This window comes from Mesorhizobium sp. B2-6-2, from assembly GCF_006440615.1.
Classification (GTDB): Bacteria; Pseudomonadota; Alphaproteobacteria; order Rhizobiales; family Rhizobiaceae; genus Mesorhizobium.
Genome location: NZ_VFUG01000007.1, coordinates 266,096 through 278,647 on the forward strand (window position 1 = coordinate 266,096; position 12,552 = coordinate 278,647).

Annotated in this window: 13 protein-coding genes; 7 read left to right on the top strand and 6 right to left on the bottom strand. The window is 63.7% G+C overall.

Annotation, left to right across the window (positions count from 1 at the left end; translation table 11 throughout):
- Positions 1–40 precede the first annotated feature (40 nt).
- The 3 genes from FJ419_RS17225 to FJ419_RS17235 all read left to right on the top strand — a co-directional run bounded on the left by FJ419_RS17225 (position 41) and on the right by FJ419_RS17235 (position 1,854).
- Entirely contained in the window at positions 41–1,144 is a 1,104-nt protein-coding gene (locus tag FJ419_RS17225) for an NADH:flavin oxidoreductase/NADH oxidase (RefSeq protein ID WP_140695719.1), read from the top strand.
- Between the two features lie 166 nt (positions 1,145–1,310).
- Positions 1,311–1,589: a DUF982 domain-containing protein gene (locus tag FJ419_RS17230; RefSeq protein WP_095765138.1), complete on the top strand. Its 279-nt coding sequence runs from the start codon at positions 1,311–1,313 to the stop codon at positions 1,587–1,589.
- 25 nt (positions 1,590–1,614) lie between these two features.
- On the top strand, positions 1,615–1,854 hold the full coding sequence (locus FJ419_RS17235) for a DUF2188 domain-containing protein (protein ID WP_095765137.1): 240 nt from the start codon (positions 1,615–1,617) through the stop codon (positions 1,852–1,854).
- A gap of 70 nt (positions 1,855–1,924) precedes the next feature.
- Here FJ419_RS17235 and FJ419_RS17240 read toward each other — a convergent pair whose 3' ends face one another.
- Positions 1,925–2,197 (bottom strand): hypothetical protein, encoded by a 273-nt coding sequence (locus tag FJ419_RS17240; protein WP_140695722.1) that lies wholly within the window; start codon positions 2,195–2,197, stop codon positions 1,925–1,927.
- 176 nt (positions 2,198–2,373) lie between these two features.
- On the bottom strand, positions 2,374–3,342 hold the full coding sequence (locus tag FJ419_RS17245) for an alpha/beta hydrolase (RefSeq protein ID WP_140695725.1): 969 nt from the start codon (positions 3,340–3,342) through the stop codon (positions 2,374–2,376).
- A 130-nt stretch (positions 3,343–3,472) separates the two neighbouring features.
- Between FJ419_RS17245 and FJ419_RS17250 the strand changes: the two genes are divergently transcribed.
- The 4 genes from FJ419_RS17250 to FJ419_RS17265 all read left to right on the top strand — a co-directional run bounded on the left by FJ419_RS17250 (position 3,473) and on the right by FJ419_RS17265 (position 6,455).
- Positions 3,473–4,213, top strand: coding sequence for a competence/damage-inducible protein A (locus tag FJ419_RS17250; RefSeq protein WP_140695728.1), 741 nt, complete (start codon positions 3,473–3,475; stop codon positions 4,211–4,213).
- Positions 4,214–4,293: 80 nt separating this feature from the next.
- A complete protein-coding gene (locus FJ419_RS17255) occupies positions 4,294–5,127 on the top strand; it encodes a universal stress protein (RefSeq protein ID WP_140695731.1) in 834 nt (277 codons plus the stop codon).
- A gap of 140 nt (positions 5,128–5,267) precedes the next feature.
- Positions 5,268–5,768 carry a xanthine phosphoribosyltransferase gene (gene gpt, locus FJ419_RS17260; protein WP_095765134.1) on the top strand — a complete coding sequence of 167 codons (501 nt, stop codon included), beginning with the start codon at positions 5,268–5,270 and terminating at the stop codon, positions 5,766–5,768.
- Positions 5,769–5,966: 198 nt separating this feature from the next.
- Positions 5,967–6,455, top strand: a complete 489-nt coding sequence (locus tag FJ419_RS17265; RefSeq protein WP_140695734.1) for an NUDIX hydrolase — start codon at positions 5,967–5,969, stop codon at positions 6,453–6,455.
- Positions 6,456–6,460: 5 nt separating this feature from the next.
- Here the strand turns inward: FJ419_RS17265 and FJ419_RS17270 are convergent, their stop codons facing one another.
- The 4 genes from FJ419_RS17270 to FJ419_RS17285 form a co-directional block, all read right to left on the bottom strand.
- The gene (locus FJ419_RS17270) at positions 6,461–7,624 is read right to left on the bottom strand and encodes a hypothetical protein (RefSeq protein WP_140695737.1); all 1,164 of its coding nucleotides are present in this window, start codon (positions 7,622–7,624) and stop codon (positions 6,461–6,463) included.
- Between the two features lie 311 nt (positions 7,625–7,935).
- Complete coding sequence (locus tag FJ419_RS17275) at positions 7,936–9,741, bottom strand: ABC transporter ATP-binding protein (RefSeq protein WP_140695740.1); 1,806 nt, start codon at positions 9,739–9,741, stop codon at positions 7,936–7,938.
- A gap of 379 nt (positions 9,742–10,120) precedes the next feature.
- Positions 10,121–10,534, bottom strand: coding sequence for a GNAT family N-acetyltransferase (locus FJ419_RS17280; RefSeq protein WP_140695743.1), 414 nt, complete (start codon positions 10,532–10,534; stop codon positions 10,121–10,123).
- A 19-nt stretch (positions 10,535–10,553) separates the two neighbouring features.
- Positions 10,554–12,233: an NAD+ synthase gene (locus FJ419_RS17285; RefSeq protein ID WP_140695746.1), complete on the bottom strand. Its 1,680-nt coding sequence runs from the start codon at positions 12,231–12,233 to the stop codon at positions 10,554–10,556.
- Positions 12,234–12,552 lie beyond the last annotated feature (319 nt).

Here is a 12,552-nt window from a genome sequence, read left to right on the forward strand (position 1 = left end):
ACTGCCTAGATAGCGGTATCTCTCCAGGAGCCCGTTTCACATGACGTCATCGCTTTTCCAGCCGATCACCCTCGGCGGCCTCACCTTCCCCAACCGCATCGCGGTTGCCCCCATGTGCCAGTATTCGGCCGAGGACGGCTCGGCCAGCGACTGGCATCTCCATCATTGGATGAACCTGGCAATGTCGGGCGCCGGCATGGTGACCGTCGAGATGACCGATGTCGAGCGGCGCGGGCGCATCTCGCATGGCTGCCTTGGCCTCTATTCGGACGACAACGAAGCGGCCGCCAAGCGCACGCTCGACGCCGCCAGGCGCGTCGCCGCGCCCGGCACGAAGTTCGGTGTCCAGCTTGCCCATGCCGGCCGCAAGGCCTCCAACCGCAAACCCTGGGAAGGCGGCGGTCCGCTGCAGCCGGGCGAAGATCCCTGGCAGACGGTTTCGGCCTCGGCCATCGCTTACGACACCGGCTGGAACGTGCCGCATGCGTTGGAGGAGGACGAAATCCTGGAGCTCATTGCGCGCTTTGCGCAGGCGGCCGCACGCGCCGAACGCGCCGGCTTCGACTTTGCCGAACTGCACGCCGCGCATGGCTATCTGATCTTCCAGTTCCTCTCGCCTCTCTCCAACCAGCGTACCGACCGTTGGGGCGGGTCGCTGGAAAACCGCATGCGCTTCGCTCTCGAAATCGCCAGGGCGGTGAGAAAGGCCGTCCCGTCCATGATGCTGGGGGCGCGCCTTTCGGTTAAGGAATGGGTCGAAGGCGGTTTCGACATCGAGGACGCGATCGAGGTGGCCAAGGCGCTGAAGGCCGAGGGCATCGCCTATATCTGCTGCTCCAGCGGCGGCAATTCGCCCCTGCAGCAGGTGCCGCCCGGCCCCGGCTACCAGGTGCATCTGGCCGAAGCTGTGCGCAACGGCGCCGGCATTCCGACGCGCGCCGTGGGGCTGATCGACGATCCGAGCCAGGCCGAGGCGATCGTCGCCGACGGTCGTGCCGACATGGTGGCGTTGGCGCGCGCATTCCTCGCCGACCCACGCTGGGGCTGGCGCGCGGCCGCCGCCTTCGGCGAGGAAATCCATCCGGCGCCGCAGCTGGCACGTTCGGTGACGACGATGCGGCATTGGATGAAGGCCGCCGGCTAGGGCAATTTCAAGAAAAGTGTGACACGGTCAGGCTCGGCGGCTTCGCCGTGGCCTTCCGTCCGCAATTGCGTCAAAACAGAACCGGAAATCGGCACAGTCCTGAGACGTTTGGGCGCAGGATCATCGCCACAACTGCAACCAATTTGGCCGCTTTACGTTGGCGGCCATGATGGACAACAAACCCTTTGAAAAACCGGTGGTCGTCGAGCTCGGCCATGTCGGCAAATACCGCCAGATAAGCAGCACCCGCGAGGCCGCCGAGTGCCTGATGACCGTTTGGCCGCTCAATCGCGGCGATCGCCATCGTTATGCTCTCGACACTTGCCTCAAAGCGCTGGAAGGTTATCGTTCGACAGCGGACGCGCGTCGCGCCCTTGTCGAGGCGGCCAGGGAATCGGAAGTTCTGGTTCCCGAAGACAGGCTGCCCGACGGAAAGCTGCACTGAGCATGCTTCTTAACCGGAGGATTCCATGGCGAAGCTGACTTACAAGATCGTCGAGCATGATGGCGGCTGGGCCTACAAGGTCGGCTCGACGTTTTCCGAGACTTTCCGCACGCACCAGGAAGCGCTGCGCGCCGCCGAGATCGCCTCGTCCGAGCAGCAGGTTGCCGGTACCACCGACGGCATCCAATATGAGGACGCCGAAGGCACGTGGCACGACGAACTCGCCGACGGCCGCGACCGCCCGCAAACCGAAGTCTCCGACTAAGCGAGTTGCAACCGCCCCGCGACCGGCGAAGCCGGAAGGCCTCACACCGGCCGCCGGTGGCTATGCGGCGCTACTTACCGCAGTAATGATCATTGACGTTCTGTTGCGAGTTGGCATCCGGACCGGGTGTGTTGTGGGCGCACGGCCCCATGCCACCGGTTTGGCCATAGGTGGTCAGCCCGGAGCCGCCATTGATGCTGCCTGTGGTATAGGGATCTACCTGCTGGCTCGTGTCGGGACGATGATCGCGGTGCCACCACCACCAGTCATCGGACGACTGCGCCATGGCTGCGCCACCCATGGCCAGCACCAGCGCCGAAGCTGCAATGAGTCTTGTAATCATTGGATTCTCCATTCTCTTGATCGCCAGAAAATCGGGCACCAAGGCCCTGGCGACACCACCGAAACCCTGGTTTGGGTGCGAAGGTTCCCCTGGAAATTCCGGGTAGGACAGAATGTCCGACACATTTGCGTGACGCCGCGTGAAGAGCCGCGAGCCCCCGCCAAGGTCAATTGCGGTCAATGCGCGAAAGCGCGCGCGGCGATACGCTGGACGAAGGCGACGACCCGTTCAGGATCCGAAAATTGCGGCATGTGGCCCACGCCTTCGATCCGCTCAAAGTCGAGCCCCTCGATCTTGTCCAGCATAGGTTCGCCGTGCACGGCCTCGGCGATCACCCGGTCGCCGGTGCCGAACAGAATGCCTGCCGGCATCGCTATTTCGCGGTAAGACCGTTCGATTTCGCCAAGATCCCGTTCCACGGCCACGACATCGGTGGACGTGGCGAAATAGTGGGACGGACGCAGCCCAAGCCATCCGCCGCCGCCGATCATGTAGTCTGCCGGAACCGCTTGTGGCGCGAAAATGAACCGCAGCGTCGGCTGCGCGTAACGGAGGCTGAGCGGTATCGCCACCGTGTGGGCCAGGACGCGGCGCAGCAGCCGTGATGGAACATAGAGCAGGTCAAATCCCTGACGCCCCGTCGCTTCCTGATGCGTCAGCGGCGAGAGCAGCGCAATGCCGGAAATCGCTGTCGGATGCCCGGCTGCCAGCGCAAGCGCGATGGCCCCGCCGAGCGAATGGCCGACGACCAAAGGCCGCTCCAGGCGCAATTCCTCGATGAAGCGCCGCACGATGTCAGCCTGCTCGGGCAGCCGGCCGGTGGCCCCGTTTGCCCGAACTGAATAGCCCGAGCCCGGCCGGTCGAGGGCGATCAGCCGGTAGCCAGGACCGAAACGGCCGAACAGCGTCTGGCGGAAGTGGTGGAGTTGAGCGCCCAGCCCGTGCACAAACACGATCGGCCTGCCGTCGCCCTCTTCCACATAGTGGATGCGGTTGCCGTCGATCTCGACGAATTTGCCGCAAGCCGGCACCAGTCTTTCGGCCTTTGCCGCGATCCGCCAGGTCGCAACCGTCACGGCGAGCACGGCAAGCGCCGCCGCGACAAGCAACCCGGCGAGCAACCACAGGACAAACGACATCAGCATGTTTTCACCCCGAGCCGACCGACCGCACCATATCCGCAACGGCCGCCGCCACAAGCACGGATCCGGCTTTCGCATTGCGGCCGGCCGCGGGCCGCGTTATCTCAGGCGACCTTTGCTGCCGGAGCCCGCCATGCCTGAAATCGTCACCGCCGCCATGCTCGTCATCGGCGACGAAATCCTCTCCGGCCGCACCAAGGACAAGAACATCGGCCATCTCGCCGACATCATGACGGCGATCGGCATCGACCTGAAGGAAGTGCGCATCGTCCCCGACGAGGAAGACGAGATCGTTGCGGCGGTGAATGCCTTGCGTGCCCGCTATACCTACGTCTTTACCACCGGCGGCATCGGCCCGACGCATGACGACATCACCGCCGACTCCATCGCCAAGGCCTTCGGCGTGCCTTGCGAATACGACGCCAAGGCCTATGCGCTGCTTGAAGCAAGCTATGCCGAGCGCAGCATCGAGTTCACCGAAGCGCGCAAGCGCATGGCGCGCATGCCGCGCGGCGCCGACCATATCGACAATCCCGTCTCGGTCGCGCCGGGCTTCCGCATCGGCAACGTCCACGTCATGGCCGGCGTGCCGTCGATCTTCCAGGCCATGCTCGACAACGTGGTGCCGACGCTCAAGGCCGGCACCAAAATGCTGTCGGCCACGGTGCACTGCCCCTTCGGCGAGGGCCTGATCGGTGGGCCGCTGGCCGAGATCCAGAAGGCGCATCCAGGCACCATCATCGGCTCCTATCCCAAATATGGCGACGGCAAGTTCTGGACCGAGCTCGTCGTCCGCGCCCGCAGCGAGGAAGCACTCGAGGCCGCGCGCAAGGACATCGAGGCGATGGTGGCGGGCTTGGCCAAGGCAGGCTGATCCGCGGCTGGAACCAGTCAATGCGCTGAGGCGTTCCCTTGCCGCGCGGATTCGCGGGGCAAACAATTGAGGGACTACCCATGCGCTTCAAGACGATCGTGGCCATTTTGCAGAACGAACAGGACGCCGAGCGCGTTCTCGATTGCGCCCTTCCGCTTGCCGAAAGATTCGACAGCCATCTCGTCGGCATCCATGCCGAGGCGCTTCCCGTGCCCTACACATCGGCCACGGGCTTTCCCGATACCGAATTCCTGCAGGTCTCGGCCGAGATGAACAAGGAGCGCGCCGACAAGTTACATGCCTATTTCCTGAAGCGGATCGAGGAATCCGGCCTCTCCTTCGAATGGCGAAGCCTGGAGAGCTTTTCCGGCGACAGCGCGCTGACCGGCATATCGAGCGTGCGCGCCGCCGATCTGATCATCGCCGCGCAGCGTGACACCGGCGGCGATCCGAGCGCCGATGTCGACACGCTGGTCTACGACGCCGGCAGGCCGGTGCTGGTCGTGCCGCATGACGGCCCGCTGGTGACAACCTTCAGGCGTGTGTTGCTGGCCTGGAACGGCAGCAAGGAAGCGGCACGCGCGGCCTTCGACGCCCTGCCCTTCATTGCCGAGGCCGACAAGACCGACATTCTCGTCATCGATCCGCCCGAGAGCCTGGACGAATCCCCCGAGGCGGCCGGCGCCGAGATCGCGGCCGCCCTGTCGCGCCACGGCGCCAATGTCAGCGTCTCGGTGCAGAAGTCGGATGGCTCGGCAATCGACGACATCATCCAGTCGAGGATGGCCGAATCCGGCACCGACCTGCTCGTGCTCGGCGCCTACAGCCACTCCTGGCTGCGCCAGCTCCTGTTCGGCGGCGTTACCCGCACGGTACTGCGCAGCACGAATGTAGCCGCTTTCCTGTCGCGGTGACGCCGGAGCAATTCCGGGAAAAAGCGTGACAGGGGACGTCCATCCGCTGTCCCTTGCCAAGAGCAAGGCTTTCCAGCTAATTCCGCCTGCATTCCATTGTTTCTGCGCGCTGATGGTGCGCGCTTGCGGAGTGCGCGAACATGTCCCTTCCCGAAAAAGCCTTTCCCGTCTCCTGGGACCAGTTCCACCGCGACGCCCGCGCGCTTTCCTGGCGGCTGTCCGGCGCCAACAAGGGACAATGGAAGGCGATCGTCTGCATCACGCGCGGCGGCCTGGTGCCCGCCGCCATCATCGCGCGCGAGCTCGGCATCCGCGTCATCGAGACGGTGTGCGTCGCCTCCTATCATGACTACACCAGCCAGGGTCAATTGCAGGTCCTGAAGGAGATTTCGCCTCCGCTGCTCGCCGATGACGGGGCCGGCGTGCTGATCATCGACGACCTGACCGATACCGGCAAGACGGCCGGCATAGTGCGCGCGATGATGCCGAAGGCGCATTTCGCGACGGTCTATGCCAAGCCGAAGGGCCGTCCGCTGGTCGACACGTTCGTCACTGAAGTCAGTCAGGACACCTGGATCTACTTCCCGTGGGACATGGGCTTCACTTACCAGAAGCCGATCGCGGACGATCACGCCGGCTGAACGGCCATCTTATTCTCCAGAGAATCTGCCTTAAACCTCGGTCGTGTAGTCGTGCCAACGAACACGACTACTTTGCAGGATTGACTTTTTCTGGTGGAGTTTTCCGGTAGAGTGAAGTTTTTTACTTTTAAAGCCCACAATTCGCCGTAAGATTCGTAAGATGGCAAACGATTCTGGAGGCTGGGGCAGCTTCTTACCATGTTGACGAGGCCGACGACGCACAACCTGATGGCCGAAAGAGTCCGGCGGCTCTTCGGCGTTGCGCCTTGTCGCCTTCAGGTTGCCGCCTTGCCTTGGCGCGAGAGCGAGAACGGCGTCGAGATCATGCTGATCACCAGCCGCGACACCGGTCGTTGGGTGCTGCCCAAGGGTTGGCCCGAAGCCAGGGAACCGCTTTGCGAAGCCGCCGCTCGCGAAGCAGGCGAGGAAGCCGGACTGCGCGGCTCCATATCGCATGTTGAAGCCGGCCGCTATTTCTATGCCAAGGTCCTCGCCTCCGGCGAGGAAGTGCCTTGCGAGGTACTGGTCTTTCCGCTGCATGTCGACCGCGTCGCGGATCGCTGGAAAGAGAAGCGCGCGCGAACGCGCAAATGGGTTGGCCCGAACGAAGCCGTCCAGATGGTCAACGAACCCGACCTTTGCCAGATCATTGCCCGCTTCTGCGCCGCGCCGCGCAAGTTCGCCTGACCCGGTCAGGCACGGCCAAAATCGTCGGAACTGAGCCGGGTCCAGCGATCGCCCATCAACCCGCCGATGAAAATGTCGCCGGAGCGGACCGCTTCGGTGACCTCGGCGATGCGCGAGCGGACCATCGTGCCCCCGGCATAGCGGAAGAAGACGTCCTTGTGGCCGAAGAGTTGCGGCATGAACCGGTTCTGCGTCTGCCCGGTGATGCCGACGCAACCCATCTCCCGCGCAGCCGCAATGAGGCCGTCCAGCGTCACGCCCCAATGGGATCCGGACGCCTGGATTTGCAACAAGTTCGCGATGCCGCCGGCCTGGCCGTAGAAGGCGTAGCAGCCCAGCATCCTGCCCGTTTCGTCGTAAGTCCGGCCGAAATGAAGTGGCCCGTCGGCTCGTTTCTCGGCCGCCAGCGCGAGCAGCCGCGGCAACTCTTCGTCCGTCCAACTCGGCCGAAGGGAGTAATCGGTCATGAGGGCAGGCAGTTGCTCCGCAAATTGGGCCGCATCGATCAGCTCCCGGTGGATCCGTTGGGATGACGAATGCTGGGCCGATGGCTCGAACCTTCTTCTTGCAAGAGCGTCGAACGCTCTCGCGCAAGGATCGAGCGCCAGGCGAGGCAGCCCGGGCCATTTACGGCGCAGCACGGCAGCGGCCATGGCGCCCGGCCGGAAAATACAGGTCCACTCCAGGCAATGCACCGGCAGCAGCTGATACTTCATCGGGCGCGCGAACGCCAAGGATGTCCGGTTGGCGGAATCGGTCAGGTACAGATCGAATTCGCCTTGATGCAGGGCACGCAGCAATTGCGGGCCGGCCCAACCGTGATCGGTGCTGGAGTCGGTCATGAAGGGACCGATGATGGCCGCGCTCAATGCCCTTCCATTGAGCTCATAGCGGGCTTTCAGAACGCCCATGAAGCCACCCAGGCGGCCCTGCGGATTGATCTGGACAAGAGCCTTGCTCTCATCCCCGTCCAGGTAAAGCCCCCTCATATAGTCCGCCGTCTGCACGATCGCGCGATCGCGCTGACGGCGACGATGACGAAACTTCATCAGGAACAGCGCGGCGACCTGCTCGAGATCCTCGGCGACTAGCGGCCGAACCGAACCATGCTGGGATTCCAGCGGCGCACCCACCTGTCCCGGACCCGCTTTTGCGGAGACAAGATTCATTATGATTGCCTATACGAAAGCGCTAAAGGCGGCCGTGCTTCCCAAAGGAAATCTCCATCCGGTCGGCTTCCCTGCAAAAATCTCCAAGAGGCCTTCTTCTGCCATATCTGGTTTTCTTTTCTGTAAATACATCAAAATCATCGCTTGAGAGCGCGCTAATAGCTAAAAACTAAATAGAATCTTCTAAAACTTCAATATATATAAGTTAATTTGAAAAACATATTGAGCCGCTCTAACCGCATAACGGGAGGGCGGTTGCAACCGTGTTGCGGCTGATGGCGCCCGGCGGAGGCCGGGCGCCATCCCTTTCCTCAGGCGACGAGGCCCTTGGTCAGCTCGAGCGCCTGACGCTCGAACAGCCGCCGGTAGATGCCGCCGTTCAGCCGGATCAGGTCGTCGTGCGAACCTTCCTCGGCGATACGCCCGCGATCGAAGACCAGCAGCCGGTCGAGCGCGCGCACCGTCGAGAGCCGGTGCGCGATCACCAGGGTCGTGCGCCCGACCATCAATCGCTCCATCGCCTTCTGGATCAGGACTTCCGATTCCGAATCGAGACTCGATGTCGCCTCGTCCAGGATCAGGATGCGCGCGTCGGCCAGGAAGGCGCGGGCGATCGCCACGCGCTGGCGCTCGCCGCCCGACAACTTCACGCCACGCTCGCCGACCAGGGTTCCATAGCCCTTGGGCAGGCTGGTGATGAAATCATGAGCGCTCGCGAGCCTGGCCGCATGCTCGATCTCGGCCTGGCTGGCGCCGGGCCTGGCATAGGCGATGTTCTCGGCGAGCGACCGGTGGAACAGGATCGGCTCCTGCTGGACGATGGCGATCTGGCTGCGCAACGAAGCCTGCTCGACCTGCGAGATGTCCTGCCCGTCGATCAGAATCCGCCCGGCATTCACATCATAAAGCCGCTGGATCAGCTTGACGAAGGTCGTCTTGCCCGAGCCCGAATGCCCGACCAGTCCGATGCGCTCGCCGGCCGCGATATCGACCGAGAAATCGCGGTAAAGCGGCAGAAGGTGGGTGCCGTAGTGGAACGTCACCTCGTCGAAGGCGATGTGCCCGTCGCTGATCCGGATCGGGCGAGCGCCGGGCCGGTCCTCGATGCCGAGCGGCTCGGACTGGAAGTCGACCAGTTCCTCCATGTCGTTGATCGAGCGCTGCAGGTTGCGGATATGCGTGCCGATGTCGCGCAGATAGCCCTGCAGCACGAAGAACGAGGTCAGCACGAAGGCGACGTCGCCGGCGCTCGCCTGGCCCCAGGCCCACAACATGAGGGCAAGACCGATCACCGCCGCCCGCATCAGCAGCAGCAGCGCTCCTTGCGTGGTGCCGTTGGCGGTGCCGCGCATCCAGGTGCGGCCGGTGCGCAGGCGCCATTTGGCGACGACGCGCGCCAGCCGCGCTTCCTCGCGAGCCTCCGCGCCGAAGCCCTTGACGACGGCGTTGCAGCTCACCGCGTCCGCCAGCGAGCCGCCCAGTCGCGTGTCCCAGCTGTTGGCGAGCCGTGCGGCAGGCGCGACATAGCCGAGCGACAGCATCGCCGTGACGGCGATGAACAGCACCGAACCGGCGGCCACCACGGCCCCCATCAACGGCCAGAACCAACCAAGCAGCAGCGTGGAGCCGACGAGCATGACGACCGACGGCAGCAGCGCGATCAGGATCGTGTCGTTGAGCAGGTCCAGCGCCCACATGCCGCGCGTTATCTTGCGCACCGTCGATCCGGCAAAGCTGTTGGCGTGCCAGTCCGTCGAGAAGCGCTGCACCCGATGGAAGGCATCGGCGGCGATGTCCGACATCATCTTCAGTGTCAACTCGACGATACACAGGAACGCGACATTGCGCAGCACGACGCCGGCCAGCGCCAGCGCCATCAGGGTCGAGAACGCCGCCATCGCCGCATTCCAGGCGACTGCCTCGGTTCCGGCACCGCTGGCGACGGCGTCGACCAGGCGGCCGGAATAGAAGGGTGTCAGCACGTCGGCGAGCGTCGAGAGCAGGAAGGCGCTCATGATGAGCGAAAGCCGCCACGGCTGGTGGCGCCAGTGACTGAACGTAAAGCCAAGCACGCTGCGAAAGGCGCTTGCGCGCAGGTCGATCTTGAAACGAGCCATGATGTCATACGGGCGCAAACGAGCCCGGTCCCGGTAAAAATCGAATTGGAAAACCCGCGTCCGCGCTTTGCGACGACCCTGAAAGCGGGAGGTTCAGTATGGTAGACCGCCTGCCCTGAGGCGGCGACCGGCAGCGGCAAATGCCTGTTCCGCGTCCGGCTCTCCGAGAAATCCTCGGAGCGCCGGCGCCGACCTAGGCCGCGCGGCCTCGCATAACGATGTCAAATCCTGCCATACGGTCTTCCCGGAAGGGAATCGCGGAAAGGTTGTTATAGGCAGGCATCAGCCGATCGCCAAGTCGACCCGTCGCCAAAACGACATCTGGTCCAAGCACTGCGACGAATTTGCAACAACGGCGGGTTGTGCAGCCATCAGGCAGTCAGGCTGTCGGCTTGCGATCCAGTCGCATGTAGCGCCCGTCGGTCGACGCCTTGAACCCAAACTTCTCGTAGAGGCTGTGGGCGTCGTTGGTCGAAAGGCTCCAATGCGTCACCATCCCGACCTCCGGGTGATCGATCAGCGCCTGGACGAGCCGGTTGCCGATCCCCCGTCCGCGATGTTCCGGCCAGATGATGACGTCAGCAACATAGGCAAAGACCGTGTAGTCGGTGATCGCGCGGGCAAAGCCGACTTGCCTGCCGTCAAGATAGGCGCCGACGCAAAGCGAGTTGTCGAAGGCGCGACGGTGGGCCTCGTCGGTTCTGGATGCGCCCCAATAGCTTTGCATGAGCTGGTCGGAGGTTGCCCGGAAATCGATCCGCGACAGGTCGAAACTGATTTCAACATCCTGCATGCGCGCGCAATCTCGCGGACTAGCCGCGGTCCCGGAACCGGTTGGTGATCGGATAGCGGCGGTCGCGGCCGAAATTCTTCCGTGTGATCTTGACGCCGGGCGCCGCCTGGCGGCGCTTGTATTCGGCGATGTAGAGCAGGTGCTCGACGCGCGTCACCGTCGCCCGGTCGTGGCCGCGCGCGACGATGTCGTCGACGCCCATCTCGTTCTCCACCAGGCATTCCAGAATGTCGTCCAGAACCGGATAGGGCGGCAGCGAATCCTGGTCGGTCTGGTTCTCGCGCAGCTCCGCCGACGGCGCCTTGTCGATGATGTTGTTGGGGATCACTTCGCCTGACGGCCCGAGCGCACCCGGCGGCACATGGTTGTTGCGCCAGCGCGACAGCGCGTAGACCTGCATCTTGTAGAGATCCTTGATCGGGTTGAAGCCGCCATTCATGTCGCCGTAGAGCGTGGCGTAGCCGACCGACATCTCGCTCTTGTTGCCGGTGGTGACCACCATCGAGCCGAACTTGTTGGAGATCGCCATCAGGATCGTGCCGCGGGCGCGGCTCTGCAGGTTTTCCTCGGTGATGCCTTCCTGGGTGCCCTCGAAGAGCTGCGTCAGCGCATGCCTGAAGCCTTCGACCGGCTCGGAGATCGGCACGATGTCGTAGCGACAGCCAAGCGCGCGCGCGCAGTCCTCGGCGTCCTTCAGCGAATCCTTCGACGTGTAGCGGTAGGGCATCATGACGGTGCGCAGCCGCTCTTCGCCCAGCGCATCGACGGCCAAAGCCGCGCAGATCGCCGAGTCGATGCCGCCGGAGAGGCCGAGCACGACGTTCTTGAAACCGTTCTTGTTGACGTAGTCGCGCAGACCCAGCATGCAGGCACGGTAGTCGGCCTCTTCACGCTCGGGAATCTTCGACATCGGGCCTTCCGAGCAGACCCAATGATCGCCTTTCCGCTTCCAGGTGGCGACGTCAACCGCCTCCTCGAACTGGCTCATCTGGAAGCCAAGCGTCTTGTCGGCGCCGATGGCGAACGAGGCGCCGTCGAAGATCAGCTCGTCCTGGCCGCCAAGCTGGTTGGCATAGATCATCGGCAGGCCGGTCTCGATGACCTGGCGGATGACGACCTGATGGCGAACGTCGATCTTGGCGCGATAGTAGGGAGAGCCGTTCGGCACCAGCAGGATCTCGGCGCCGCTTTCGGCCAGCGTCTCGCACACGGCGACGTCGCCCCAGATGTCCTCGCAGATCGGAATGCCGATGCGCACGCCGCGGAAGTTGACCGGACCCTGCAGCTCCGGCCCGGCCTGGAAGACGCGCTTCTCGTCGAACTCGCCATAATTCGGCAGGTCGAGCTTGTAGCGCTCGGCGATGATCTTGCCGCCGTCGGCGAAGACGATCGAGTTATGCGTGCCGGTCCGGCGCTTCAGCGGCGTGCCGACGATGACGCCCGGCCCGCCATCGGCGGTGTCCTCGGCGAGGTCCTGCGCCGCCTTCTCGCAAGCCTTCAGGAAGGAGGGCTTCAGCACCAGGTCTTCCGGCGGATAGCCGGCGAGGAAGAGCTCGGTGTAGAGCACCAGATCGGCGCCCTGGCGCGCCGCGTCCGCCCTCGCCTCGCGCGCTTTTGCCAGATTGCCGGCGACGTCGCCGACGGTCGGGTTGAGCTGGGCGACGGCGATGCGCAGGATATCGGGAGCGGTCTTGGTCATGGTACGGATTTAGCGTGGCTGAAATCGCCCCGCAATGGCGTTTGGTTGTGCCACTTAGGATCGATCGAAGATCGTATCCTGACTAATCGGCGGGGCCGATTATGTCCCTGATCGATTGAAGACCGTATCCTGACTAATCGGCGGAGCCGATTATGTCCCTGATCGATCAACCGATGTCGATTGTATCCGGCTCGCCTGGTGGCACTGCACAGGGATTTTGACCAGTCGGCTCTGTTTGCGTTGGTGGCATGCGTTGGAGATTGGCCGAAACGCCCATCGCGATCGTCATTCCAGGGCGGAGCAGGAGCGAAGCTCCGTC

Bases quoted from the DNA above. Each gene is read 5' to 3' on its own strand.
- FJ419_RS17230 (WP_095765138.1), top strand. From the start codon at position 1,311: ATGATGGACAACAAACCCTTTGAAAAACCGGTGGTCGTCGAGCTCGGC.
- FJ419_RS17270 (WP_140695737.1), bottom strand. From the start codon at position 7,624: ATGAATCTTGTCTCCGCAAAAGCGGGTCCGGGACAGGTGGGTGCGCCG.
- FJ419_RS17225 (WP_140695719.1), top strand. From the start codon at position 41: ATGACGTCATCGCTTTTCCAGCCGATCACCCTCGGCGGCCTCACCTTC.
- FJ419_RS17285 (WP_140695746.1), bottom strand. From the start codon at position 12,233: ATGACCAAGACCGCTCCCGATATCCTGCGCATCGCCGTCGCCCAGCTC.
- gpt (WP_095765134.1), top strand. From the start codon at position 5,268: ATGTCCCTTCCCGAAAAAGCCTTTCCCGTCTCCTGGGACCAGTTCCAC.
- FJ419_RS17265 (WP_140695734.1), top strand. From the start codon at position 5,967: ATGTTGACGAGGCCGACGACGCACAACCTGATGGCCGAAAGAGTCCGG.
- FJ419_RS17280 (WP_140695743.1), bottom strand. From the start codon at position 10,534: ATGCAGGATGTTGAAATCAGTTTCGACCTGTCGCGGATCGATTTCCGG.
- FJ419_RS17235 (WP_095765137.1), top strand. From the start codon at position 1,615: ATGGCGAAGCTGACTTACAAGATCGTCGAGCATGATGGCGGCTGGGCC.
- FJ419_RS17240 (WP_140695722.1), bottom strand. From the start codon at position 2,197: ATGATTACAAGACTCATTGCAGCTTCGGCGCTGGTGCTGGCCATGGGT.
- FJ419_RS17245 (WP_140695725.1), bottom strand. From the start codon at position 3,342: ATGCTGATGTCGTTTGTCCTGTGGTTGCTCGCCGGGTTGCTTGTCGCG.
- FJ419_RS17255 (WP_140695731.1), top strand. From the start codon at position 4,294: ATGCGCTTCAAGACGATCGTGGCCATTTTGCAGAACGAACAGGACGCC.
- FJ419_RS17275 (WP_140695740.1), bottom strand. From the start codon at position 9,741: ATGGCTCGTTTCAAGATCGACCTGCGCGCAAGCGCCTTTCGCAGCGTG.
- FJ419_RS17250 (WP_140695728.1), top strand. From the start codon at position 3,473: ATGCCTGAAATCGTCACCGCCGCCATGCTCGTCATCGGCGACGAAATC.